The sequence below is a fragment of the Aquimarina macrocephali JAMB N27 genome (assembly GCF_000520995.1).
Taxonomy (GTDB): Bacteria; Bacteroidota; Bacteroidia; order Flavobacteriales; family Flavobacteriaceae; genus Aquimarina; species Aquimarina macrocephali.
On record NZ_JACA01000027.1, the window covers coordinates 56,511 to 82,065 of the forward strand.

Genomic DNA, 25,555 nt, shown 5'->3' on the forward strand with positions numbered 1-25,555 from the left:
AAATCAATACATTTGTCAGCGTTATATTAAAACCATTATAATGAATTATCTATTTATCATTTTACTTCTTGTATTATTAGGAATTGCATTTCCCAAATTACTCAAACTCATCAAACATAAGTCATTATATCCTTTCATGCCCTACAAATATAATTTTAGAAGAAGACGTATAACTTTTTCTAAAACACTACAGCTTTTAAATGAACGAAATGCTAAAATACTGGTAGAGACAGGAACTTCTAGAAACGGTCTTAAAGCAACTAAAACTGATGGTGGAGCAACAATCGTTTTTGGTAAATGGGCAAAAGAAAATAATGCAAAATTGCATTCAGTGGATATTAGTAAAGATTCTGTACAAGGGGCTCAAGAAGCAGTACTAGAAGAAAGTTTACAAGATAGTACAACAGTATATCTAGGAGATTCTCTAGACTTCTTAAAAAATTTCAACGAATCTATTGACTTTTTATACCTAGATAGTTATGATTATTCAAAGACCGATATAGATGTTCAAAAGAAAAGTCAAGAGCATCACTTAAAAGAATTTATCCTGGCAGAAGATAAACTACATGATACATCTATCGTTTTAATAGACGATTGCAGGCTTCCCGGAGGCGGTAAAGGAAAAACAGTTGTAGAGTATATGCTAAAAAAAGATTGGGAAATTTTAATTAATGCTTATCAAATTTTATTAGTAAAAAAATAGCTTTTTTATGGGGTCTAAATAAATTTATCAAACCCCAAAATATCTATACTAAATAATGTGACTTTCGTATAGATCGGTATATTTGTACGGTATCAATAATTATACCCTAAAACAAATAATTATTTCTATTCAAAACGCAATAGCAAAAATTATCATTAACTAAAAAAACAATACAGTAATGGATTATGACAATAAACCCGAGGGATACTATAATAATATCAGAAATGAAATGTTTGCCTTTTTTCCAAAAAATGCAAAAACAGTATTAGATGTTGGTTGTGGAGAAGGTACTTTTGCTGCTTTCATTAAAGAAAAACACAATACTGAAACCTGGGGTATTGAATTGATGCCAGAGCATGGAAAAAAAGCCGAAAAGGTGCTCGACAAAGTTTTTATTGGTGAATGTGAAAATTTTATTGAAGAACTACCGGATAATCATTTTGATGTTATTTATTTTAATGATGTATTAGAACATCTTGTAGATCCATATTGGGTACTAGAAAAAATTAAAAGTAAACTATCAAAAAACGGTGTAATTATTAGTTCAATACCTAATATGAGATACCATAGTGCTTTAAAAAACCTAGTACTTAAAAAGAATTGGGAATATGAAGAACACGGTATAATGGACAAAACGCACTTACGATTCTTTACTGGTAAGAGTATTGCAAATATGTATACGAGATTAGGGTATGAAATAGTACTTCACAAAGGCATTAATAAAACAAAATCTATTAAACCATTCTTCTATAATATTCCCTTTTTATTTACAGCAATGGACATGAGATATCTTCAGTATGCTACAGTTGTCAAAAAGTAAGTCCTAAGAAGAAATGTGTAATCCGCTTCTCTTAGGTAATAATCATATTAGCATATCACATACTCTGAAATACATAGAAAGTTTTATATACAAATTAAGAAAGGGTTCCAATATTGGAACCCTTTCTTTTTAAATAGATTTCATTTTAGCACAAATCATATTACCAGTTAATTCGATCTCTCCATCGATTACGTTCTACATCACCATACATCTTCTCTGTTATGGTTCCGTTTACATTAATATCCCAATGAGCACCGGCTATTGGTCCTGGAGCAGTGACAGAATTAAGAAGTAGCGTTTGATGAGTAGCACAAGAGGATGAAAATACAACAGAACGATTATTAACATCACTTGGATGAGGTGAAACCGGACCATTATGATTTCTTAAAAAAGAGTTATTACTTAAATTAATTGAAATTTCTCTTCTTTCCCCAGAAAGTCTCCACCTTCTGCGTTTAGGATTATATTCTAACTTTACTCGTAAGAATATTCTATAAGTATCTACCCGGAAAGGTCCTCCTGTATTTAAATGTTCTGCATAAACTTCATGCACATATTTAAAAGCTCGAGGAGAAGTCCCTTGAGTATTACCCGAACCGCAATTCTCTACGTATCTTTGTTTTCTAAATTCATATTGATTATCCACAACAACTCCTTTTGCAGCAACAATTCCTGTCTCATTTCCAGGTATTACTCCTTTAGGATCAACTCGGGTGTAGGATACAGAACCAACTTCTTTAAGGTTTTCTATGTCAGATTTTTGAACTGCAATTCCTTCTTCATCAAGTTCATAAAATTTACCATCCTTAAACCAAATAATTTTACCTCCTAATTCAAATTCATTATCATTATTCAAAATTCCTTGAATTGCAGGTGAAACTTCCAGGTCTCTATCGTAGGAGAAAAAGGAATTCATTTCTAACTCCTCCATACCAAGTTTTGAAAATTTAGAATAAAGATCATTGAATTCATTCCAATCTTTAAAGGAAAACCTATCCGTTTTTGATTCAATAGTTGACTCGATATTTGTCTCTTCTCCAGTAGAATTAACATCTCCCTTTTCACAAGAAATTATTACTGTCATTATGAGCAGTAAAAAAATGATTTTTTTCATAATATTAAGGTTTTAAGATTATTTTTGCACAAAATTGTTTCTGTCATGCATTCAGAATGGGTATCATGAAATTGGCCAATTTCATAAATAAATGTTATCAGCAATAAGTATGTTACCGGTAAAAACAATAATTAGAATTACTTTAACTTTTCTTACAAAAGAAGATTTAAAATAGTACCTTTTCATAATCATCTATTAATTCAAAACTAATGTCAGATCAAATTATAGAAACCCAAAATGCAGTTAACATATTAAAAAAAGGAGGAATCATCCTCTATCCTACCGATACAATTTGGGGTATTGGCTGTGACGCGACTAATGCAGAAGCTATTGATAAGCTATATGCCTTAAAAAAGCGAGAAGAAAGCAAGTCTATGATCTGCCTGGTTAGTGATTTTAAAATGCTACAGCAATACATAGAAGAAGTTCCAGAAGTAGCCTATGATATTCTAAAATATGCTGCAAAACCTACTACTATTATCTATGACAGACCTCTGCATGTCGCAGAAAATATTATTGCAGATGATAATACATTAGGTATTCGGGTTGTGAGAGACCCTTTTTGCGGAAAACTAATTAAGAAGCTTAAACGACCTATCGTTTCGACCTCTGCTAACATTAGTGGCATGCCTGCTCCAAAAAACTTAAAAGAAATACCTGCCGCAATTTTGGAAGGCGTAGACTATGTCGTAAATTTGCCTCTGCAAAACAAAGGAGCTAAACCTTCGTCGATTATTAAAATCGGAAGCGATAGTACCGTAAAAATTATTAGGAAGTAATTGATTCATGTCAGAAATCAAAAATTATAAAGAAGCTTTACAACATCCAATTTTTGATACAATTGCTAAAGCATCAGCAAACCTAGATCTAGACAGCTATGTTATTGGTGGATTTGTAAGAGACCATATATTGCAAAGAAAAACTGCCAAAGACATTGATATTGTTGCTGTTGGTAGCGGAATAGCATTGGCAAAAGAAGTATCCAAACTTTTACCTGGTAATCCCAAAGTACAGGTTTTTAAAACTTATGGTACTGCAATGTTAAAAGCTGATGATATCGAGGTAGAATTTGTTGGAGCACGAAAAGAATCTTATTCTGAAGATAGCCGCAATCCCATTGTAGAAAATGGAAGTTTGGAAGACGACCAGAATAGGCGGGATTTTACGATCAATACTCTTGCCTTACACCTATCACCAGAAAATTTTGGAGAAATATTAGATCCTTTTAATGGTATAGAAGATCTTAAATCAAAAATAATTCGTACTCCTCTAGATCCCGATATTACGTATTCTGATGATCCTTTACGAATGATGAGAGCAATTCGTTTTGCTACACAACTTGATTTCAAAATTGAACCCACCTCGTTAAAAGCTATTGCTAAAAATAAAGATCGAATTAAGATCATTACCAAAGAACGTATAGTAGATGAGTTACATAAAATTATTTTAAGTAACAAACCTTCAACAGGCTTTAAATTACTCGAACAAACCGGTCTTTTGGACTATATACTACCAGAGCTTATTGCGCTAAAAGGTATTGATGAAGTCGAAGGACAACGACATAAAGATAATTTTTATCACACCTTAGAGGTTGTAGATAATATTGCCGAAAACACAGATAATCTCTGGTTACGTTGGGCAGCTTTACTTCATGATATCGGTAAAGCACCTACCAAAAAGTTTAGCAAAAAAGTTGGATGGACTTTTCATGGCCATGAATTTGTAGGTTCAAAAATGGTATTCAAACTCTTTAAGCGTCTAAAAATGCCGCTAAATGAAAAAATGAAGTTTGTTCAAAAAATGGTATTAATGAGCTCCAGGCCCATAGTGATTGCAACAGAAGTTACAGATTCTGCTGTTCGAAGACTGATCTTTGATGCAGGAGAATATATTGAAGAATTAATGACACTTTGTGAAGCAGATATTACAACCAAAAACCCTAAACGTTTTAAAAAATATCATAATAATTTCAAGATTGTAAGGCAAAAAATGACAGAAGTTGAAGAACGAGATCATGTTCGTAACTTTCAACCACCTGTTACAGGAGAAGAGATTATGGAAACCTTTAATATCAGGCCTTCTCGTGAAATAGGAATTATAAAAGAAGCAATTAAAGAAGCAATTCTTGATGGTGAGATTCCTAATGAGCACGAAGCAGCTTATGAATATATGGTAAAGAAAGGTGAAGAATTGGGGCTAAAGAGTAACTAAGAATCTAAGTTTCAAAGACTATAAATCTATAATCTTTGAAATTTTAATTTAATACTAAATCAATCATGAGTACCTTCAGAAACTTGATAATTTGGCAAAAATCGATGGAATTAGTCACTAATATATATCTCGAAACAAAAACATTTCCTAAAGAAGAGTTATATGGTTTAACTTCTCAAATAAGAAGAGCATCAGTTTCAATCCCCAGTAATATTGCAGAAGGTTATGGAAGATTAGGTAAAAATGATTATTTAAGATTTTTAAATATTGCTATCAGTTCACTTTTTGAATTACAGACTCAATTAGAAATAGGAAAGAATCTTTCTTTTATTCAAGAAAACAACTTCAATATTTTGTTTGAAAATACTAGGGAAATTGAGCGTATGTTAGCTAGTTATATCAAAAAAATCAAAGATTCTTAATAAAGATTATATTTTTCTTAGATTCTAAGATTCCCCATGTCTCAGATTCTTTTTAACAAAAAAAAATGAAAAAAGACAATAAAAAAGTAATATACTGGCTGTTTACGGGGTGTTTATTGATTTTTATTATGGTTATTGTTGGTGGAATTACCAGACTTACTCATTCTGGATTATCTATCTCTAATTATAAATTAATTTCGGGTACTATTCCTCCTATGAGTGAAACAGAATGGAATACTGCATTTGATCTATATAAGCAATATCCAGAATATCAAAAGATAAATCACCAATTCACACTTGAAGATTTTAAAGATATTTATTTTTGGGAATGGTTACATCGTGTCATCGGAAGATTTATCGGTGTTGTATTTATAGTACCTTTCGTATATTTTTTAATTAGAAAACAACTTACCTCATCCACAATAAAAAAATCCATAGTACTCATGTTACTAGGAGGTTTTCAGGGTTTCCTTGGTTGGTTTATGGTAAAAAGTGGGCTCATTAACAGACCCGATGTAAGTCATTATCGACTTGCAATGCACCTCACCGCTGCATTTATAACCTTTGCATATACATTTTGGGTAGCTCTCGATCTTATGTATCCAACCCAAAAAACGGTGAATCTAAAATTTAGAAACCTGATTCGATGGGCCTTGTCTATACTTATACTTCAGATTATTTATGGTGCTTTTGTCGCTGGCTTAGACGCTGGCTTATTACATAACCACTGGCCATTAATGAATGACGGAGCTTTAATTCATGAATCCGTTTATATAGAACAATCTCCTTTTGCTAAAAATTTTGTAGAAGGAAAGAGTGGAGTTCAGTTCATACATCGTTATCTGGCATATATTGTTGTAGGACTTATTGCCTTTATATGGTATAGAGGTAAAAGAATTGAAAAAAATAATATTCAATCCAATTCATTAAATATATTAGTAATTATAGTTTGTATTCAGTTTTTGCTAGGAGTATTTACATTAATTTTTAGAGTACCTATAGTATTGGGGATATTACATCAGATTGTTGCTTTTTTCTTATTAGGGGCAATGACTTTTTCATTACATCGTTTTAGTAAATAACAATGCATTTATAGTATCTTTGCATTTCCAAATTAATTAATTTAATAATGATATACCGTTTCAGAATTATTCTGGATACAGAAGAAGATGTGTTTAGAGATATTGAAATAGAACAAGATGCTACTTTAGAGCAGTTTCATAATGTGATAACCCAATCTTTTGGTTTTGACGGAACAGAAATGGCTTCTTTTTACATTAGTGATGATCAATGGAATCAAGGAGAAGAAATATCATTATTTGATATGAGTGATGGTAATCAGCCCGTTAGATTAATGAATGAAACTACTCTTATTGATGTTGCTCATGAGGCTTCTCCCAGGTTAATTTACATCTATGACTTCTTGAGTATGTGGACATTTTTGGTAGAACTTGCAGAAATTGCCGAACATGAAAACGGAAGAGAATATCCAAATGTAATGTACATTCATGGTCAAATACCTGATCAAGCGCCTGATAAAGAGTTTAAAGCAGACGAATCAGACGACTTCAATGAAGATGAAAATAAAGATTTTATGGATCTTGATGAATATGAAGATCTGGGGTTTGATGAAAATTGGAATTAAAATATAACTATTAATTAAAAAGATCTCGGCCTTCGCTGGGATGACATACATGTCATGATCAACTTATATAGCACTCAAATCGAATCATTATCGGTTCATCAGGTTGGAAACAAGAATAAAAATGAAAATTTATTCCTGTCAGAATCACCGTATGCCCTTAATGATGAATTAACTGCACTTCTAAAAGAGTATTTTTTTAAACCTTTTAGAGAAAAGGAAGAAAATTATTTTCAATTTGCCAATGAGGTAGATATAGAATTTAATCCTCTGTTTAAGATCGTAACCGAAATTTTTGAACATCCTTCTTCAGTTCATGAAAAATCTAAACGAATCGCTTCATTATTGTTTGAACAATCACAACATCCTCATATTAAAAGTGGTGAGGTATATGTCGCTTATTTAGACAATGTGACTATAGATAATGAAAAAGTTGATGCTATTGGTATTTTTAAATCAGAATTAAAACATGATTTCCTTCAGTTTGAAGAAAAAGAAACTGATATTGAATTATTAATTCAACAAGGAGTAAACCTGAATAAGCTTGATAAAGGTTGTTTAATTTTTAATCATAAAAAAGAAGAAGGTTATAAAATCCTTTCTGTAGATTCTAATCGATATGATACTAAATATTGGTTAGAACATTTCTTAGGTGTAGAAGCTTTTGCCGATGAAAATTTTTACACTAAAAAGTATATGAAATTCTGCCAAGATTTTGCAAAGGATGTAGTCCTTCCTGCCGAAGATAAAAAAGAAGAAGTGATGTTTATGAATCGTGCAGTAAACCACTTTGCAAAAAATGATGAATTCGAAGAATCTGCGTTCTTAAATGATGTGATCGATAATCCTGATTTGATTCCAGAATTTAAACATTACAAGGTAGAAAAAGCACCAAAATACCAGATCGAAGATCTTACCTCCTTTCCTATTGCGAATAATGCTGTAACTGCTGCTCGTAAAAAGATGAAAAATGTCATCAATCTAGATACTAATGTACAGATAAAGATGGATTTCATCAACCCAGAATCTGCAGAAAAATTTGTAGAAAAAGGATGGGACGAAGAGAAGCAAATGTATTACTATTTGGTATATTTCAATAAAGAACAAAAAACCTAAGAAAATAGAAAACTAATAGCTATCATATTATGGATTTTATTCTGGTTGGTATTATAGCTTTATTAGGATCTGGGTTAACATTTTTTTCTGGTTTTGGATTAGGTACATTATTGATGCCTGTGTTTGCATTATTCTTTCCTATAGATATTGCAATCGCTCTTACGGCAATAGTACACCTGCTTAATAAGCTATTCAAATTAACTCTTGTTGGCAGAAAAGCGAATACACAAACTGTACTACGCTTTGGTTTGCCTGCTATTGTATTTGCCTTTTTTGGTGCATATATATTAGGCAAACTCACGTATATAGCCCCTTTATTTAGCTATACTATTGCTGATACCACATATCAAGTTACGGTAGTAAAAATATGTATTGCTATCGTATTAATTTTTTTCTCCCTTTTTGATCTTATCCCAAAACTGAAACGATTAGAGTTCGATATCAAATATTTACCTTGGGGTGGTGCACTAAGTGGTTTTTTTGGAGGATTATCAGGCCATCAGGGAGCATTACGAACTGCATTTTTAATTCGGGCAAAACTTAATAAAGAAGCTTTTATAGCCACAGGAGTTGTTATTGCTTGCTTTATCGATATCTCGAGACTAACTATATATGCCAAAGATCTTTTGCAATTGGGTGATCAACTCAATTACCCCATGCTTATGGTCGCCACACTAATGGCTTTTATTGGAGCTTATATAGGTAATAAATTTCTCAAAAAGATTACCATACATACAATTCAAATAGTGGTAGGAGTTTTATTAATTGTTTTTGCAATACTTCTGGGAATTGGGGTTTTGTAACCTGAGTTCGACCTAAGCTAAAATATTATAAAAAGCGTCAATTCGAGTGGTTTTTCAGAATGAAATGAAGAAAAACTGGATCGAGAATAGCTTTTTTAGATAGAAAATCACTATTCTCGATACAATCTTCCAGCCTGTACTGAGCTATGTCGAAGTACCAGATCACTCGAATTGACGTGATTTTCTTACGTCGAACTCAGGTTTGGAAATCTGATATTAGATCAAACGGCAGAGGTCTTACACTTTTTTCGTTTCTTACTCTTATTCAGATTATACATTTAAAAAAAGTGTGATTCTATTTTTGTTTCAATCGATGTTAATCAAATGGGTTATCAAAAGTATCTACTCCTTTCTGCTGGAATAATATTTCACCTCCTACTGTTCTATCATCATTCAATTCGTCCCAATCCGAATGAAATTCTATCCCCCTTACTCTTTGTTTAAACCACTTATTTGAAATAAAATCAGACACCTGAGTTCGAGGTGAAAGAGTTATTGTTTTAATCTCTCGGAAATATTTTCCTTCACCTTGAGTTACGCTAAACTTAACTTTTCTCTCATAATCACAGTTTCCAATCTTAAATCTAAGTGCTCTGCAAGACTTCCTTACAACCCAATTATGATGTGTATCTGGACCAGCTTTCCAATTTAAAGGTGTATAATTAAAGAAAAACGCACTGCCAGAATTAGTCGAACTATCTAACCATACTCTTTTTCCTCCTGTAAGGAAGCTGTTACATTGCGAGAGCACAACACCAGCGGGTGAAGTACCCCGATTTTTTAATTTTGATATGGTTGATGCTGGTATACTTATAGGAGTTCTATGCGTTTCTATCATTTTTCTAGTAGAGATCAACTCTTGTACATCTTTAAAATCAGGCGAGTCTATAAATGCTTTTGGTACTGCAATATGGTCTTCTGTAAGTATTAAAAATCGCTTAAGACAGCTATCGTTATCTTCAAAACCAATCATTTCATTATCTATAGAACCTCTTTCTTCGTAATAAAAATCCTCGCCATTAAATTGGAATGTCACTGTATTGTTATTAGGCAGCTGCAATGTTGCCAAAGTTTTCCAAACTAATTCTTCAGTTCCTGGGTCATATACGATCTCATCTTGATTTGTACAACTCAATAAGAATAAACATACACCCAGGGGTAAGATGCTTTTGATCAATAATTTTTTCATGGTTTTACCATTGGTAAGGTTTAAAATGTTTGACAACATGGTTAAATTTTTAAAATTAAAATCTCCTAAACTTTTATAGACACTCAGGGATATGTCTTTATGATTTTACTATTTGTTTTAAAGTAACATATAGCTTTCTAATATTTTTGCGAAACTAAGATGCTATTAACACTGTATTGTCCTGATTCTTTGAGTTTTCAAGAAATAAGGACAGTTTTGCAAATTTTATAAGATTCTATTTGAGTGAAGTTACTACAGTTACACGGGCAGAAACTTTAAGGCTGTTTAATTAAACTACTACCGATTTAAGGCTCGCCAGTCTCAAAACAACCATCTTTATTCTCTACTTAGACAGATAAATACGAATAAATAGCCGAGGTAGAAAGTCAAGAATCTTAGTTTTTTTGTTTCTTACTTTTATTCTAATTACAGATATTTTCTCATTTAACACCTAACTACTGGCCTTACAATCAGCATCTAACAATCAATTCACAATCTCTTTTAATTTTATTAATTCTTTAGTTTTTATTAACAACCTTTGTTATTATAAACTACATTTACGTATCTTTACCTGAGAATTCCTACCCTATTACAAAATCAATATTTATTTAATTTTTTAAACTATGAAGAAAAGTATATTTCTATCAGTATCTTTTGTATTGGTATCATTGATCGGTACTGCTCAAAACAACACTCTTCCAACTACCGGTAATGTAGGAATTGGAACGACAAATCCAATAAGACAACTTCATCTCAACAAATCTTCGGGTTCTATTTATCAATTATTACAATCAGGATCTAATTTTCTAGGGATTGGATTAAATAATGCTATGCAATATGGTCCCACATTTGTATTTCATGAAAATTCACAATTACGTATTGGGAAAGCGTCAGGCATAACTTCTTCTAGTGCAACTAATTTTGTAGAGTTCTTAAGAATTAATAATACAGGTAATGTAGGTATAGGAACAACAAATCCAACAGCCAAACTGCATATTAAGGATCCAGAAGGTGGTGCAGCTTTTAATATTGAACGAGGAGGAAAAATTTGGAATTTTTCTATTCAACATACAGGAAATAATCTCTTTTTAAATAACTCTGATACTCCAAATACATTTTTCACTTTTACTAAAGATGGAAAATTCGGTATTGGAACCACTAGTCCTGATACAGAACTTGCAGTAAATGGTAAAATACACGCCAAAGAAGTAAAAGTAGATCTAACCGGTTGGCCAGATTATGTATTCGAAAATGATTATAGCCTACCTTCTTTGCAAGAAGTGGAAAATCATATCGTAAAAAAAGGACATTTACCTAATATTCCATCGGCTTCTGAAGTAGAGAAAAATGGTATTCAACTTGGAGAAATGAATGCAAAACTACTTCAAAAAATTGAAGAACTTACGTTGTATATGATTGCACAAAACAAGAAGACCGAGCAGCTACAAAAAGAAATAGAGTTACTTAAGAAGAACATGAAATAAGTTGGATGTTCGAAGTCTGATGTCAGAGGTTATCTCCCTGACACCAGACCTCGGACTCCTAACATCACTCTAATAGTCGTCTCATATTCACATTCTCATAATTACGTCGTACAAAATCCATTGCAGTTTTAAGAACTTCGCCCATAGATTTGCTGCGACGAAATTTTAAATCCAAAGTAAAGTTATAGAGATGTTCACGAAGTTCTTTCAAATTTTCTTCGGTAGAGATATGATCAGCACACATACATTCGACCAAATTTTCATAACGAGATCTCGATGTTAATACTCGTTTTGCCAAAATAGAGCGCTCTTCTTTTTTATATTGTTCGATAGAACTGGGCTGTAACCTGTTCATCACAATATCAACCATATCGAAATTCTCTTTAAAAAACTGAGGTTGATATACTTTTAATTTACCTTCATAACACTGCTGATCAAAATCAATAGCCCTGATCTTGTATTCTACATGGTCAAAATCATGAATGGGTATAATTACATAATTATAAGATCGCATATCTCCCAACAATCGCATTTGACAACGTTCATTAAACTTCACAAATTCCTTAGCTATCTGCGACTTGGCCTGATCACTCAAATCGGGTAAAAAATCTTTAATAAATACATCACCCGGAATTCCTGCAATATGCTCCTCTATCAATGTGTTTTTATACACCAAAAAGTTAATTCTATTTGGCGAAAACATATGCTCTAACTCTAGCCCGTAAATACGCGAAGCATCTGCCTTTTTTACATAGATATACGTGTAGTTATCATTTAAGATATTTCTTACTCTTATCCTAAAAGGCTTTGAATTCCCAAAAGTACAATAGTCTATAGCATCAATATTAAGAAACTCAATTGCATCCTCATTACCATCAGAATGCAGAATTGTATATACCTTTTTAAGGCTGGATTCTATTTCTGGTCGCTCATGTTCTTCATAATACACTCGTACCCATAGCGTATCTTCATCTTTACTATCATAAACAACTATAGAACCCGAAAACCTAAGTAAATCATCATAAAATACCGGAATCTTGATTTTACGATTACATTCTTTTAGATACATATCCAGTTTGTCATTGATAGGATACGTAGGTTTTTTCTTCGACATTAATTTTTCATCCATAATCTTCTATCATTTCGATTAGCAAGTTACAAATAACAATCATGAAATAAGCCATCACTTTATGTTATACCAAAACAAAAGAAAATTGAGTATCAGCACATAATGATCTAACCTCTAAAACAATAATTATAAGCAAATGAAACACCAAAACTATCAACTTTCTTGTAACAAAATCCTATACTTGTCGTCTTGTTTTATATAACCACCAAAAACAATTGCAATTGGAAAATATTCTCACCTTAAACAATCTCACAAAAAAGTTTGGAGCACTAACAGCTGTCAAAGACCTCTCTTTTACTATAAAAAAGGGAAATGTATATGGTATTCTTGGTCCTAACGGAAGTGGTAAATCTACCACTTTGGGTATCGTACTTAATGTTGTAAACAGTACCTCTGGTGGGTTTACCTGGTTTGATGGTAATACATCAACTCACAATGCACTAAAAAAAGTTGGAGCAATTATAGAACGTCCTAACTTTTATCCATATATGACTGCAGCACAAAACCTTAAATTGGTATGCCAAATTAAAGGAGTTGACAGCAATAAAATTGAAGAAAAACTTGAAGTCGTAGGATTATTAGACCGAAAAGACAGTAAGTTCAGAACTTTCTCTCTGGGAATGAAACAACGATTAGCTATTGCTTCTGCCTTGCTTAATGATCCCGAAATATTAATCCTTGATGAACCAACAAACGGGTTAGACCCGCAAGGGATACATCAAATCCGTGAAATTATCAAAAAAATAGCCTCTCGGGGGACCACTATTCTTTTAGCATCTCACCTACTCGATGAAGTAGAAAAGGTATGTAGTCATGTAGTGATTATAAGAAAAGGCGTAAAACTGTATTCTGGACCCGTAGATGAAATGAATACTAGTTATGGGTTTTTCGAACTTAAGAGTGATCAAAAATCCGCATTAACAGAGTGGTTATCTAAGCATAATGATTTTAAAAATTTCAAAGAAGAAGATGGCAAAATAATTGCGTTTTTAACGCATGAGTTAGACGCAGAAAGTCTTAACAGGCAACTATTTAAAGAAGGAATAGTTCTTACACACCTTGTAAAACGAAAAGAAAGTCTCGAAGAACAATTCTTACAATTAACCAACAACTTAAACTAAAGCCATGTTACGACTACTTAATATAGAATTTCAAAAACTAAAATATAATAAAGCAGCAAAAGTAATTACTATAACCTACTTTATACTTATAACTTTTATCGCTTTAATCGCATCCATAGAATTTAATTTTGCCGGGGTAAAATTTAGAATAGCTGATCAGGGAATTTTCAATTTTCCATATATATGGCATTTTAATACTTATATCGCTGCATGGTCCAAGCTATTTCTGGCTATTGTTATTGTCTCTATGATGGCCAATGAATATAGCCACCGGACCTTAAAACAAAATCTAATTGACGGACTAAGTAAAAAAGAGTTTATAAGTTCTAAATTTTTAACTGTTGGTGTCTTTGCCTTAATCTCTACTCTATTTTTATTTGTAGTATCCATGATTTTGGGATTGAGTTTTTCTGACTATAATGAGTTTTCTATTATATTCTCTGATATGGAATATATCCTGGCTTATTTCATAAAACTAATTGGCTTTTTTGCTTTTTGTATGTTCCTCGGAATTTTCGTGAAACGTTCTGCTTTCGCTCTTGGGTTTTTATTCATTTGGTGGGTTGTAGAAAATATTATATATGCATTGCTGAAGTTTAAATTATTTAAAGGAACAGAAATTGCAGATAATATCGTACAATTTTTTCCTTTAGAATCCATGGCAACTTTGATAAATGAGCCTTTTACACGTTTAAACTTCATTCAATCGGCTGCAAATCAATTAGGAGAAACTTTTCAAAGAGATTATACTGTACATTGGTATGAAATCTTAATCGTACTGGTTTGGACAGTCGTTTTTATATATCTATCTTATTACTTGCTTAAAAAGAGAGATTTATAATATATTTGGGCTTCAGATCTCAAATATGCGATACATTTATGTAGTCTTTTTTGCTTTATTCCTTTACTATCCATTAATGTATAGTCAAGGAGAAGCGAATAGCTGGTATTTTGGTCAAAATGCAGGAATAAGTTTCAATACAACTCCTCCTACAGCACTTACTAACGGTAGAGTGAATACATTAGAAGGATGCACTACAATATCTGATGCAACAGGGAATTTATTATTTTATACTGATGGAATTACCGTTTGGGACCGGCTTCATAATATTATGCAAAATGGTACTGGACTAAAAGGTGATCCTTCTAGTACCTCATCTGCATTAATTGTTCCACAACCAAACACTCCAAATCTGTATATAGTTTTTACCGTGGATGAGCCTCATCATGATAATGCTGATAATGACCCTGCTACTTTTGATGGAGATGGTATAAATGATGGATTTATGTATTCTATTGTAGATATGTCTTTGAATGGAGGAAACGGAGCTGTAGTGACAGGACAAAAAAACATACCTCTAATTACTTACAATACATCAAATGGCTTAGAAAGTCGATATAAGTGTTCAGAAAAAATTACAGCTGTAAAAAGCAATGATTGTGATTCATTTTGGGTAATTACACATTTTGTAGACACGTTCTATGCTTTCAAAGTTGACCAAACCGGAGTTAACACAACACCTGTTACTTCTCGTATTGGAGTCACTGTTCCTATTTCTGGGTATCGGCGTAATGCTTTAGGATATATTAAAGCTTCACCAGAAGGTGATAGACTAGCTGTAGCTCATTTTGGTTTTGCAACAGTCACAGCAGGTAATGGACCAGGAAAAGTTTTACTTTATAATTTTGATAACACTACAGGAACTATTAGTAATGAAATCGAGCTAAGCAATAGTAATTCTCCTTATGGAATAGAGTTTTCTCAAACCGGTCAAAGACTATATGCCACTTTCGATATTGGAGATGCAGGAAACGGACAAAGCTTTTTAATGCAATACGACGTGTCATTACCAGATAATCAAATTGCAGCAAGTGGCACAAGAATTCTTAATCAAAATAATCAAAGTACTTTTTCTTTTAGTGCAGGAGCTATACAGCTCGGTCCTGATGGCAAGATTTATCGATCGTTATATGATTTTAACTCCCAGAGAGGTGATTACCTTGGTGTAATCCAAAATCCCGAAGCAGCTGCAGCCAGTATCATTTATAATGAACAAGGTATACTTGTTAATACAGATGGTTCTAGAAGTGCTCTTCTTGGACTTCCTCCTTTTATTCAATCTATTTTTGCACAAAATATTGACATCATCAATAATGGGGACCCTAATAATGTCAATCTTGCTTTATGTGAAGGAAACACATACCGATTGTCTTATCAAAATATCCCAGGTGCTAGCTATACCTGGTTTGTAGATAATCTTCAGATTGCAAATGCTGTTCATTTTTTAGATATTACAACAGCAGCCAACTACAGGCTAGAAGTTGATCTTAATGATGGCAGTTGCCCTCTCACAGGTGTTGCCAATGCCACTTTTTTCGAAGTTCCAACTGCTATTCCTTCAACACTAGTTCAATGTGATGCATATCAAACTATTGGAGATAATATTACCTTATTTGATTTACATTTTGCAAATGATCAACTTACCGGGGGAAATAATCAATACACAACTGAATTCTTTATAGATCAAGCTTCTGCACAAGCAGGAACACCAAGAATTAGTAATGAAAATGCATTTCAAAATACTCAAAACAATCAACAAGTATATGCACGAGTAATTAATACCAACAATACAAATTGTTTTGACATCACTACAGTTACTTTAGAAGTGAGTTCTACCGATGTAAACGATGCCGAGCTAAGAGTTTGTGATGATGATGGTACCGAAGATGGGTTTACCGTTTTTAATCTTACTGAAGCAAATCAACAGGTATTATCAGGAATTACTAATCCTGGATTAACGATTACTTATTATGAAAATACAGATGATGCATTATTAAACAGAAATCCTATTACAAGCATTACCAACCAAACACAAAATACTCTAGGTGATGATATTGTATATGCTAAAGCCGAAGAAAATGGAGGAGAATGTTTTGGGATAAGCAGTGTTCGTTTATTTGTAATTCCACTACCCGATATCGAACCTGATTCTGAATATTTTCTATGTCAAAACGAAACAAATGTTGAAATCGACGCCGGTTTACCAACCAATAGTGACCCCAATGATTTTACAATCTTATGGTCAACAAATGAATCTACAGAAACAATTTTGGCAAATCAACCTGGAGGTTATACTGTAGAAATCACAAACCAACTAACAGGATGTTCTAAGTCCAGAACGGTAACTGTAATTGCATCCAGCTTTGCAATTATACAGTCTATCGATATCAATGATGCAAGGGATAACAATACTGTTACCATTAATGCAGAAGGTTTGGGCAGTTATGAATATGCAATAGAGATAAATGGAGTTTTAAGTATATATCAAGACGACCCCACTTTTACTAATGTACCACCTGGATTTCATCGCGTATATGTAAGAGACAAAAACCGATGTGTTCCAGTAGTTACTCAGGACATTTCAGTCGTTGGGTTTCCAAAATATTTTACTCCAAATGGGGATGGTTTTCATGAAACCTGGAACGTAGAAGGAATATCAAACCAGATTATGGGTAATTCACTAATCTTTATATTTAATCGCTACGGAAAACTAATCAAGCAGCTAAGAGCAGGTACCCCTGGATGGGATGGAACCTTTAATGGGAAACTAATGCCCTCTAGTGAATATTGGTTTCGTGTAGAATTAGAGGATGGTAGAATTCTTACCGGAAGTTTCTCCCTTATTCGCTAATTCTATATGTAGATTTGGTATCTTTATTGTGAAAAAGAAAAGATACATGAAGTTCGAATTGGAATCAGAATTCAAACCCACTGGGGATCAACCGGAAGCAATACGACAATTGGTTGAAGGTATTGAATCTAACGAAAAATATCAAACACTTTTAGGCGTAACAGGATCAGGAAAGACTTTTACTGCTGCTAATGTAATTCAACAAGTACAACGGCCAACTCTAATATTGGCACATAATAAGACATTGGCAGCGCAGCTTTTTTCTGAGTTTAAACAATTTTTTCCTAAGAATGCCATAGAGTATTTTGTTTCCTATTATGATTATTATCAGCCAGAAGCTTATATTCCTACTTCGGGAACTTATATCGAAAAAGATTTATCTATCAATGATGAGATCGAAAAACTACGTCTAAGTGCTACATCTTCGCTCTTATCAGGAAGGAGAGATGTTTTGGTTGTCGCTTCTGTATCCTGCTTGTATGGTATCGGTAACCCCGTAGAGTTTAAGAAAAATGTGATTTCAATACAATCAGGACAATTTGTATCCAGAACAGCTTTATTACACCGCTTGGTACAAAGTTTATATTCGAGAACTGAAGCTGAGTTTAAACATGGAAATTTTAGAATAAAAGGAGATACCGTTGATATTTTTCCAAGCTATGCCGATGATGCATTTAGAGTTCATTTTTTTGGAGATGAAATTGAAGAGATTGAATCTTTTAATGTACAGACCAATACCATTATTGAGAAATACGATCAATTGAATATTTATCCTGCCAATATGTTTGTAACCTCTCCCGATATATTACATAATGCAATTGATCAAATTGCACTTGATTTAGGAAAACAGGTAGAATACTTTAAAGAAATCGGAAAACCACTGGAAGCCAAGCGACTAGAAGAACGTACTAATTTTGATCTGGAAATGATCAAAGAACTTGGTTACTGTTCTGGTATTGAGAACTATTCTCGTTACCTCGATGGCAGAAACCCGGGTACACGACCATTTTGTTTACTCGATTATTTCCCTGATGATTATTTAATGATTATTGACGAAAGTCATGTCACTATACCTCAGACACACGCCATGTATGGTGGTGATCGTTCTAGGAAAGAAAATCTGGTAGAATACGGTTTCAGGCTTCCTGCGGCAATGGACAATAGACCTCTAAAGTTTGAGGAACTCGAAGCGATCCAAAACCAAGTCATGTATATCAGTGCTACACCAGCAGATTATGAGTTACAAAAAAGTGAAGGAACCTATGTAGAACAAATCATTAGACCAACAGGATTATTAGATCCTGTAATAGAAGTCCGCCCTAGCCTAAATCAAATTGACGATCTCATCGAAGAGATGCAAAAACGAATTGATTTGGATGAACGTATCCTTGTTACTACACTAACCAAAAGAATGGCAGAGGAATTAACAAAATACCTTACCAGAATTGATATACGTTGTAGATACATCCATAGTGATGTAGATACATTAGAACGGGTAGAAATTATGCAAGATTTACGGAAAGGTATTTTTGATGTATTAATAGGAGTAAACTTACTACGGGAAGGTTTAGATCTTCCTGAAGTATCATTGGTAGCTATTCTAGATGCTGATAAGGAGGGTTTTTTAAGAAATAAAAGATCCTTGGTACAAACTGTGGGTAGAGCAGCAAGACATATAAACGGAAAAGCAATCATGTATGCCGATAAAATTACAGATAGCATGCAAAAGACTATTGATGATACAGAATACCGACGACAAAAACAGATAGCTTACAATACCAAACATGGCATTACACCAACTGCAATTAAAAAATCTCTGGATAATGCTTTAGCTGGTAAAAAAGTAGAACCATATATTTTTGAAAATGCTCCTACCCTACAAGCTGCTGAAGAAGAGACGGCATACTACACCAAAGAACAATTAGAGACACGAATCCGAAATGTTCGTAAGGAAATGGAAAAAGCCGCCAAAGAATTAGATTTTATGACTGCAGCACGCTTACGGGATGAGATTAAAATGTTGCAAGATAAAATACAGGACCAAAAAGTGTAATTTTTTGCAATATTATCATGGCATGAATCTTTAAGATTATCATGCTATTAAAAAACATAAGACCATTATGAGTAACATTTCAATTGAAAAATTTATTGAAGGAATACCTAAAGTAGAACTTCACCTACATATCGAAGGAACATTCGAGCCAGAATTAATGTTTAAAATTGCAAAAAGAAACAACAAAGAAATTAAATATGCTACAGTCGATGAATTAAAAAGTGCGTATAGTTTCAACAATCTTCAAGAGTTTCTTGATATCTATTATGCTGGTGCCAATGTATTGATCGAAGAGCAAGATTTTTATGATCTCACCTGGGCGTATCTTACCAAAGTTCATACACAAAACCTTGTGCACACAGAGATTTTTTTTGATCCACAAACCCATACCGATAGAGGTATTTTATTTGATACCGTTATTAAAGGAATTTATCGTGCATTAGAGGATGGTAAAGAAAAACTAGGGATTACCTACAAATTGATTCTATCTTTTTTACGGCATCTAGATGAAGCTTCGGCATTTGAAACATTGCAACAAGCATTACCTTACAAAAAATGGATCAGCGGAGTCGGTTTGGATTCTTCTGAAGTAGGAAATCCACCTTCAAAATTCGAACGCGTTTTTGCTAAAGCAAAAGAAGAAGGTTTTATAACTGTCGCTCATGCAGGAGAAGAAGGACCCCCAGAATATATATGGGAAGCTATTAATTTATTAAAAGTAACTCGTATCGATCACGGTAACCGGTGTTTAGAAGATGATCGATTAGTAAAGCTACTAGCAGGTTTACAAATACCACTAACATTATGCCCTTTATCCAATCTTGAATTAAAAGTGATTGACGATTTAAAAAAATACCCTTTACCAGAAATGATGGACAGAGGTTTATTAATAACAATTAATTCTGATGACCCAGCTTATTTTGGGGGATATATGAACGAGAATTATATTGGTATTACCCAAGCACTTAACCTTTCTAAAAAACAAATTACAGAGTTGGTTAAAAACAGCTTCAAAGCAAGTTGGTTATCTGACAAAGAAAAAGAAGAGAAGATTATACAGGTAGAAGAGTATTTTCAAAATAATTAAATTTTAATACTTGTATAGAAAACAAAAATCAAACAATAAATAAAATAATACATGCCGCATTTCATATTAGATTGCTCTGAACACATTATTCAATTAAAATCACCCGAAGAAATTATACAAGCCGTATACGACGCAGCTGACGCTACCGGCCTTTTTACTGTAGGTGATATTAAAGTAAGAATTAACCCCTTTAAATACTACACGGTAGGAAATACCAAAGATGATTTTATTCATGTTTTTGGTAACCTGATGGAAGGTAGAGATGATAATCAAAAAGCTGATCTTTCTAAAAAAATAGTCAGCACGTTAAAAACGATGTTTCCCGATGTTCCTATTCTCTCTATTAATCTTAGAGAATTTGAAAAGTCATCTTATTGTAATAAAACAATGGTATAATCAACTTTAAGACATAAATCTCCTGCCTGTTTTTTAACTTTTTCAACAAATTCATTATCAAATAACATAGGGTAAAATTTGCCCCTTATTTGATAAAAGAAATAAACAAAATAGCTTTGCTCCATAATCTTTAAACATAAAAACAAATATGAAGAGAGGAGTAATACTACAAGGAAGTTCAAAAAGTAATGGAAACACTAACAAAATAGCATTATTTATAAAAGAAAGAACTGGATTCGACATCATAGATTTGAAATCTAAAAACATAGGCCCTTTTGATTATGATTTTAAGAATAGGGGTGACGATTTTCTGCCCACAATAAAAGAGGTCGTTGAAAACTATGATACACTTATTTTTGCCACACCAGTATATTGGTATGCAATGAGTGGGATAATGAAAACTTTTATGGATAGGATAACGGATTGCATAAAAATCGAAAAAGAAACCGGAAGAAAGTTAAAAGGAAAAAAGATGGGAATGATAAGCTGTGGTTCGGGATCAGAATTAAAAGAAGGTTTTACAATGCCATTTATAGAAAGTGCAAATTATCTTGGCATGCATTACTTAGGAGATATTCATACATGGATAGAAGACGAGAATATTCCAAAGCAATTACAGAATGATATACATGTTTTTATTTCTGAAAAGATAAAAACAGAAATTTAAACAGAAGAGAAAATAACGAAAAAGCATTAATCATTATGATTAATGCTTTTGCAAAAAATTACACACAATACTTGTAAACAGATTTATTCACTCTTCAGAAAACTATCTTTAGAAAGCTGACTAAACACTTCTAAACTACTCATTTCCATAATAATGAGAACTAATTTTACTTAAAACTGAAAACGATATCCGAAATCAGGAAAAAAACCAATTTGATCTACCTGATCTACCTGATTAGTTAAACGGTTGTAACGACGCGTAAAAATATTCTCATTATTCGTTACATTTTGAAGATCAACATAAAACTGGTGAGAACGTTTTTTTGATTTACTATTAATTTTGTATCCAAATTTCACATCCAGCCTAAAATAATCATCATTTTGCTCACTAAAAGCCAAGTCCTCCTTTAATACCTGATAACCCGCTAACTGAGAAGCCTCTAGATCAACTGGAGTAAAATACCTTCCTCCTGATACTGTTACCTTAGTATCAAAAAACAATACATCTTTCTTCGACTTACCAATAGTAAATTCTTTTCCGGCAAGAAGATTTGCCACATATCCATTATTAAAAGGTGTGTTTCGTTCTACACCATCACTTCCTTCATACTTACTTTCGAATAGTGAAGTGGTTAACAATCCATAATATCCATCACTAAAAAATTTTTCTAAGGTTAATTCTATCCCCTGATTAAAACCTGTACCATCATTAACCAGAGATACCCTATCGTTTTCGAATCCAAAATTTGCTCCTTCTGTCAAAGAAGAATAACTTGACGAAAAAGGTTCTACAGCGGCATTACTAACATCCTGATAATACACCTCTACTTTACCTCTCCAGCCTTTACTAATTCTTACATCATACCCCAATACATAATGATTACTTCTCACAAAATCAAGATCCTGATTGGTCTTTACGAGTTCTCCATTAACATCTTCATTTAAAAACAATAACGGCAAAGAAACTGGTTGATGATGTAATCCATATCCTAAACTAAAGCGATGATTTTGATTAACTTTATAAGAAAGTCCTGCTCTGGGTTCAAATACAAATTGTTCATTTAAAGTACTATACTGTCCATGTAGTCCTGCATTTAACGTTAGTTTTTCTGTAAGTCTGAACTGTCCCTGAATATAAGGCTGAATAATGCTTAGGTTTTCGTCTATATCTGTAAATGTAAATAAGTCCGGATCTCCATCTCCATTATTATCGGGTTGTTTTTCACGGTCACGCTGTAGAAATTCTACACCAAAATTCTCTACCAAAACTCCGGTTCGAAGCGTACTTTTACTACTTAATTTAGAGTTAAAAAGCGTAGAAAACGTAAGGCGTGATTCTGTGTTATCGGCTTCAGTATATTTTATAATACGTTCTTGAGGGGTGTTTTTTTCAATAAAACGATCCGCCTGAAATTCATTAGTTGCAAAAGACCCAGCCACTGTTGTTCTTAAAAAAGAGGATGCCCCAATATTGATCTGGTGTTTTAGGCCAATCACTCCAAAACCAGAATCTGCCTTAGAATTTTCATCTTCGGCAGCAAACAGATCATCCTCATCAATATCATCTCCAAGAAATTCAATATCCGAAAAACCAATAATCCCGAATAACGAAAAATTACCTAATTTACTTTTTCCAAAATCAACATTAAATGAAACATCGTAGTAATTTGGTGTAGCTGATGTTCCTCCTGCCCCAATTCCTAAAATACTTACCAATGAATATCTTCCCGACACTAAAAATGAACCTTTATTTTTTCCTAAAGGTCCTTCTGCCATTGCTTCTACTCCACTAAAGATACCAACCTGTCCCGTAAATTCGTAATCATCTATATTCCCTTTTCGAAACCCTAAATCAAACACTCCTCCGATTGCATTACCATATTCTGATGGAAATGCTGATGTTATAAAATCAGAATTTTTTAAGAGATTTGGATTAAGTGCAGATACTGGTCCTCCTGTAGTGCCAGCTGTTGAGAAATGATTAGGACTTGGTATTGGCACTCCTTCTAACCGCCATAACAATCCAACAGGAGAATTACCTCGTATTACAATATCATTTCTACTATCATCGGGAGAAGAAACACCTGCAAAATTTGCTGCCAAACGACCGACATCACTTCTTCCTCCAGAAAAACGTGTTACTTCCTCAACTCCAAACTGTCTGGCCGAAACAGATGTAAGTTTATTTATAGCCTGAGCTTTGTTTGTCTCTGATGTAATAATAACTTCATCTAATCGGTCAAAAGCTTCTATAAGTGCCACGTTAACGGCAGCGTCCTTACCAGAAGTCACTACAATGTTAGGTATCGTAATCGATTCGAACCCTATATAACTTACTCGTATTGCTTGACGGCCAAGGGGTACATTTTCTAACGTAAAATATCCATCCATATCGGTTACCACCCCAATAGCTTGTTCTACATTTAATAACTCAATTGTAGCTCCTGGTAGAGGACTTTCAGATTGTTTATCGATTACAAGACCTTTAATTATTCCTGTTTGTGCACTTGCTACGTATCCTAGCACAATAATAAATACAAAAGTGATTTTTTTCATGATTTGATTACTATTTTGCTCAAATCTGTGACTTCTTTTGTAACTCCTAAAATTAAAAATACTCAATTGGTGTTTTTACCCGTGAAATGTCAAAAACAAGTTTGAATAGTATAAAATGAAGTAATACCCTGTGTTATCAGGTCAAACTTTGTTTAAAACAATTCAGCGTTTTATTTAACGGTTGAATATATCTATAAATGATTATTGGGTATCTGTTATGTATCTTTACAATACTATTAAATAAGAACACATCTATTATTGATTTTTATACATGATATCTAAAGCATACATAAAGAAGTTTACATTTCGCTTTATCGTTATAAACGTGGTTTATTTCCTTATTAAATCGACTATTGATCATAATGGTGATGTTACAGAATTTGATGCTACTAGTTTATTTTATTATTTAACTGCTTTTTTCCTTTTTATATTCACCTGGGAGACCAATGACTGGTTAATACGACGGGAGATTACATCTAATCAAAGTAAAAGTCTGGATCTAAATAATGGAATGAAAATTATTGCTATCAATATGGCAATTTTTATCCCTATAGCTGCTTCACTGTATTATTTGGCGATTTTTGAATTTAATCACATTTGTAAAATTAATACTGATAGACCCTGGTTATTATTTAGAATAGACTTTTTCAGAGCTACACTCTTAGGTTTCGCCGTTGTTATTTTTAATCTTTTCTATTATTCTTTAAAACAGAAAAAAGAAATGGAGAATACAATGAATAAACTAAAAAAAGAGGTCATGACCTCTAAATATAGATCTTTAAAAAATCAAATTAGTCCGCATTTTTTGTTCAATAGCTTAAATACTCTTACATCATTAATGTATCAAGACAGGGATTTGGCTTCTGATTTCGTATCAAGATTAGCCACATGTTACAGGTATATCCTAGACAACCGTGAAGCTGATCTGGTAAGTTTGGAAAAAGAATTAAGTTTTCTCGACTCTTTTATATTTATGATGAATGTGAGACACGAAGGAGCACTTAGTATTACTACTCATATTTCTGTTAACCCAAAAGAATATGTAATCCCGACATTATCATTACAAATGCTTGTAGAAAATGCCTTAAAGCATAATTACTATTCCAAAGAAAAGGCTTTAGAAATTAGTATTATCTCTATTGAAAAAAGCAGTATTGTTATTCAGAATAATTTACGTGTAAGAAAACAAAAAGAGGAATCTACACAATTAGGACTTAAAAATATTAAGAAGAGATATTCTTTTTATACAAATCAAGAGGTAGTAATAGAAACAGAGCATGAATATTTTAAAGTTACTCTCCCTCTATTGACCAAAGATATAAAAGAAGTTACCATGATAAAAGTTTCATAA

22 protein-coding genes are annotated in these 25,555 nt (G+C 32.9%); 18 read left to right on the forward strand and 4 right to left on the reverse strand.

Going from position 1 to position 25,555, the window contains the following annotated elements:
* Positions 1–40: 40 nt before the first annotated feature.
* Together Z054_RS0116930 and Z054_RS0116935 are read left to right on the forward strand one after the other, a co-directional pair.
* Positions 41–703, forward strand: a complete 663-nt coding sequence (locus Z054_RS0116930) for a class I SAM-dependent methyltransferase (protein WP_024771233.1) — start codon at positions 41–43, stop codon at positions 701–703.
* 178 nt (positions 704–881) lie between these two features.
* Positions 882–1,523, forward strand: a complete 642-nt coding sequence (locus Z054_RS0116935; protein ID WP_024771234.1) for a class I SAM-dependent methyltransferase — start codon at positions 882–884, stop codon at positions 1,521–1,523.
* A gap of 160 nt (positions 1,524–1,683) precedes the next feature.
* Here the strand turns inward: Z054_RS0116935 and Z054_RS0116940 are convergent, their stop codons facing one another.
* The gene (locus tag Z054_RS0116940) at positions 1,684–2,637 is read right to left on the reverse strand and encodes a hypothetical protein (RefSeq protein ID WP_024771235.1); all 954 of its coding nucleotides are present in this window, start codon (positions 2,635–2,637) and stop codon (positions 1,684–1,686) included.
* Positions 2,638–2,846: 209 nt separating this feature from the next.
* Between Z054_RS0116940 and Z054_RS0116945 the strand changes: the two genes are divergently transcribed.
* The 7 genes from Z054_RS0116945 (at position 2,847) to Z054_RS0116975 (ending at position 8,831) form a co-directional block, all read left to right on the forward strand.
* Positions 2,847–3,416, forward strand: coding sequence for an L-threonylcarbamoyladenylate synthase (locus tag Z054_RS0116945; protein WP_024771236.1), 570 nt, complete (start codon positions 2,847–2,849; stop codon positions 3,414–3,416).
* A gap of 7 nt (positions 3,417–3,423) precedes the next feature.
* On the forward strand, positions 3,424–4,848 hold the full coding sequence (locus Z054_RS0116950) for a CCA tRNA nucleotidyltransferase (RefSeq protein WP_035092397.1): 1,425 nt from the start codon (positions 3,424–3,426) through the stop codon (positions 4,846–4,848).
* Between the two features lie 65 nt (positions 4,849–4,913).
* Positions 4,914–5,270, forward strand: a complete 357-nt coding sequence (locus Z054_RS0116955; RefSeq protein WP_024771238.1) for a four helix bundle protein — start codon at positions 4,914–4,916, stop codon at positions 5,268–5,270.
* A gap of 65 nt (positions 5,271–5,335) precedes the next feature.
* Complete coding sequence (locus tag Z054_RS0116960; RefSeq protein WP_024771239.1) at positions 5,336–6,352, forward strand: COX15/CtaA family protein; 1,017 nt, start codon at positions 5,336–5,338, stop codon at positions 6,350–6,352.
* A gap of 47 nt (positions 6,353–6,399) precedes the next feature.
* The gene (locus Z054_RS0116965; protein WP_024771240.1) at positions 6,400–6,915 is read left to right on the forward strand and encodes an IS1096 element passenger TnpR family protein; all 516 of its coding nucleotides are present in this window, start codon (positions 6,400–6,402) and stop codon (positions 6,913–6,915) included.
* A 54-nt stretch (positions 6,916–6,969) separates the two neighbouring features.
* On the forward strand, positions 6,970–8,028 hold the full coding sequence (locus Z054_RS0116970; protein WP_024771241.1) for a nucleoid-associated protein: 1,059 nt from the start codon (positions 6,970–6,972) through the stop codon (positions 8,026–8,028).
* A 29-nt stretch (positions 8,029–8,057) separates the two neighbouring features.
* Positions 8,058–8,831, forward strand: coding sequence for a sulfite exporter TauE/SafE family protein (locus tag Z054_RS0116975; protein ID WP_024771242.1), 774 nt, complete (start codon positions 8,058–8,060; stop codon positions 8,829–8,831).
* Between the two features lie 316 nt (positions 8,832–9,147).
* Here Z054_RS0116975 and Z054_RS0116980 read toward each other — a convergent pair whose 3' ends face one another.
* On the reverse strand, positions 9,148–10,059 hold the full coding sequence (locus Z054_RS0116980) for a hypothetical protein (protein ID WP_024771243.1): 912 nt from the start codon (positions 10,057–10,059) through the stop codon (positions 9,148–9,150).
* Positions 10,060–10,643: 584 nt separating this feature from the next.
* On the opposite strand from Z054_RS0116980, the gene Z054_RS30385 reads away from it, so the two are divergent.
* Positions 10,644–11,504, forward strand: a complete 861-nt coding sequence (locus Z054_RS30385; RefSeq protein ID WP_024771244.1) for a hypothetical protein — start codon at positions 10,644–10,646, stop codon at positions 11,502–11,504.
* 64 nt (positions 11,505–11,568) lie between these two features.
* Here Z054_RS30385 and Z054_RS0116990 read toward each other — a convergent pair whose 3' ends face one another.
* Complete coding sequence (locus tag Z054_RS0116990) at positions 11,569–12,633, reverse strand: hypothetical protein (RefSeq protein WP_024771245.1); 1,065 nt, start codon at positions 12,631–12,633, stop codon at positions 11,569–11,571.
* A 221-nt stretch (positions 12,634–12,854) separates the two neighbouring features.
* Here Z054_RS0116990 and Z054_RS0116995 point away from each other — a divergent pair, with 221 nt between their 5' ends.
* From Z054_RS0116995 to Z054_RS0117030, 7 genes are all read left to right on the forward strand, one after another.
* A complete protein-coding gene (locus Z054_RS0116995) occupies positions 12,855–13,754 on the forward strand; it encodes an ABC transporter ATP-binding protein (protein ID WP_024771246.1) in 900 nt (299 codons plus the stop codon).
* 4 nt (positions 13,755–13,758) lie between these two features.
* The gene (locus Z054_RS0117000; protein WP_024771247.1) at positions 13,759–14,595 is read left to right on the forward strand and encodes an ABC transporter permease; all 837 of its coding nucleotides are present in this window, start codon (positions 13,759–13,761) and stop codon (positions 14,593–14,595) included.
* 25 nt (positions 14,596–14,620) lie between these two features.
* Positions 14,621–17,446 (forward strand): T9SS type B sorting domain-containing protein, encoded by a 2,826-nt coding sequence (locus Z054_RS30390; RefSeq protein WP_084050425.1) that lies wholly within the window; start codon positions 14,621–14,623, stop codon positions 17,444–17,446.
* A gap of 46 nt (positions 17,447–17,492) precedes the next feature.
* Complete coding sequence (gene uvrB / locus Z054_RS0117010; RefSeq protein WP_024771249.1) at positions 17,493–19,499, forward strand: excinuclease ABC subunit UvrB; 2,007 nt, start codon at positions 17,493–17,495, stop codon at positions 19,497–19,499.
* Between the two features lie 67 nt (positions 19,500–19,566).
* Entirely contained in the window at positions 19,567–20,586 is a 1,020-nt protein-coding gene (locus tag Z054_RS0117015) for an adenosine deaminase (protein WP_084050427.1), read from the forward strand.
* A 51-nt stretch (positions 20,587–20,637) separates the two neighbouring features.
* Positions 20,638–20,982, forward strand: a complete 345-nt coding sequence (locus Z054_RS0117020) for a 5-carboxymethyl-2-hydroxymuconate Delta-isomerase (protein ID WP_024771251.1) — start codon at positions 20,638–20,640, stop codon at positions 20,980–20,982.
* Between the two features lie 148 nt (positions 20,983–21,130).
* On the forward strand, positions 21,131–21,649 hold the full coding sequence (locus Z054_RS0117030; RefSeq protein WP_024771252.1) for a flavodoxin family protein: 519 nt from the start codon (positions 21,131–21,133) through the stop codon (positions 21,647–21,649).
* A 170-nt stretch (positions 21,650–21,819) separates the two neighbouring features.
* Here Z054_RS0117030 and Z054_RS0117035 read toward each other — a convergent pair whose 3' ends face one another.
* Positions 21,820–24,204: a TonB-dependent receptor gene (locus tag Z054_RS0117035; RefSeq protein WP_024771253.1), complete on the reverse strand. Its 2,385-nt coding sequence runs from the start codon at positions 24,202–24,204 to the stop codon at positions 21,820–21,822.
* A 271-nt stretch (positions 24,205–24,475) separates the two neighbouring features.
* On the opposite strand from Z054_RS0117035, the gene Z054_RS30395 reads away from it, so the two are divergent.
* Positions 24,476–25,555, forward strand: a complete 1,080-nt coding sequence (locus tag Z054_RS30395) for a sensor histidine kinase (protein ID WP_024771254.1) — start codon at positions 24,476–24,478, stop codon at positions 25,553–25,555.

Bases quoted from the DNA above. Each gene is read 5' to 3' on its own strand.
- Z054_RS0116930 (WP_024771233.1), top strand. From the start codon at position 41: ATGAATTATCTATTTATCATTTTACTTCTTGTATTATTAGGAATTGCA.
- Z054_RS0116935 (WP_024771234.1), top strand. From the start codon at position 882: ATGGATTATGACAATAAACCCGAGGGATACTATAATAATATCAGAAAT.
- Z054_RS0116940 (WP_024771235.1), bottom strand. From the start codon at position 2,637: ATGAAAAAAATCATTTTTTTACTGCTCATAATGACAGTAATAATTTCT.
- Z054_RS0116945 (WP_024771236.1), top strand. From the start codon at position 2,847: ATGTCAGATCAAATTATAGAAACCCAAAATGCAGTTAACATATTAAAA.
- Z054_RS0116950 (WP_035092397.1), top strand. From the start codon at position 3,424: ATGTCAGAAATCAAAAATTATAAAGAAGCTTTACAACATCCAATTTTT.
- Z054_RS0116955 (WP_024771238.1), top strand. From the start codon at position 4,914: ATGAGTACCTTCAGAAACTTGATAATTTGGCAAAAATCGATGGAATTA.
- Z054_RS0116960 (WP_024771239.1), top strand. From the start codon at position 5,336: ATGAAAAAAGACAATAAAAAAGTAATATACTGGCTGTTTACGGGGTGT.
- Z054_RS0116965 (WP_024771240.1), top strand. From the start codon at position 6,400: ATGATATACCGTTTCAGAATTATTCTGGATACAGAAGAAGATGTGTTT.
- Z054_RS0116970 (WP_024771241.1), top strand. From the start codon at position 6,970: ATGATCAACTTATATAGCACTCAAATCGAATCATTATCGGTTCATCAG.
- Z054_RS0116975 (WP_024771242.1), top strand. From the start codon at position 8,058: ATGGATTTTATTCTGGTTGGTATTATAGCTTTATTAGGATCTGGGTTA.
- Z054_RS0116980 (WP_024771243.1), bottom strand. From the start codon at position 10,059: ATGTTGTCAAACATTTTAAACCTTACCAATGGTAAAACCATGAAAAAA.
- Z054_RS30385 (WP_024771244.1), top strand. From the start codon at position 10,644: ATGAAGAAAAGTATATTTCTATCAGTATCTTTTGTATTGGTATCATTG.
- Z054_RS0116990 (WP_024771245.1), bottom strand. From the start codon at position 12,633: ATGGATGAAAAATTAATGTCGAAGAAAAAACCTACGTATCCTATCAAT.
- Z054_RS0117000 (WP_024771247.1), top strand. From the start codon at position 13,759: ATGTTACGACTACTTAATATAGAATTTCAAAAACTAAAATATAATAAA.
- Z054_RS30390 (WP_084050425.1), top strand. From the start codon at position 14,621: ATGCGATACATTTATGTAGTCTTTTTTGCTTTATTCCTTTACTATCCA.
- uvrB (WP_024771249.1), top strand. From the start codon at position 17,493: ATGAAGTTCGAATTGGAATCAGAATTCAAACCCACTGGGGATCAACCG.
- Z054_RS0117015 (WP_084050427.1), top strand. From the start codon at position 19,567: ATGAGTAACATTTCAATTGAAAAATTTATTGAAGGAATACCTAAAGTA.
- Z054_RS0117020 (WP_024771251.1), top strand. From the start codon at position 20,638: ATGCCGCATTTCATATTAGATTGCTCTGAACACATTATTCAATTAAAA.
- Z054_RS0117030 (WP_024771252.1), top strand. From the start codon at position 21,131: ATGAAGAGAGGAGTAATACTACAAGGAAGTTCAAAAAGTAATGGAAAC.
- Z054_RS0117035 (WP_024771253.1), bottom strand. From the start codon at position 24,204: ATGAAAAAAATCACTTTTGTATTTATTATTGTGCTAGGATACGTAGCA.
- Z054_RS30395 (WP_024771254.1), top strand. From the start codon at position 24,476: ATGATATCTAAAGCATACATAAAGAAGTTTACATTTCGCTTTATCGTT.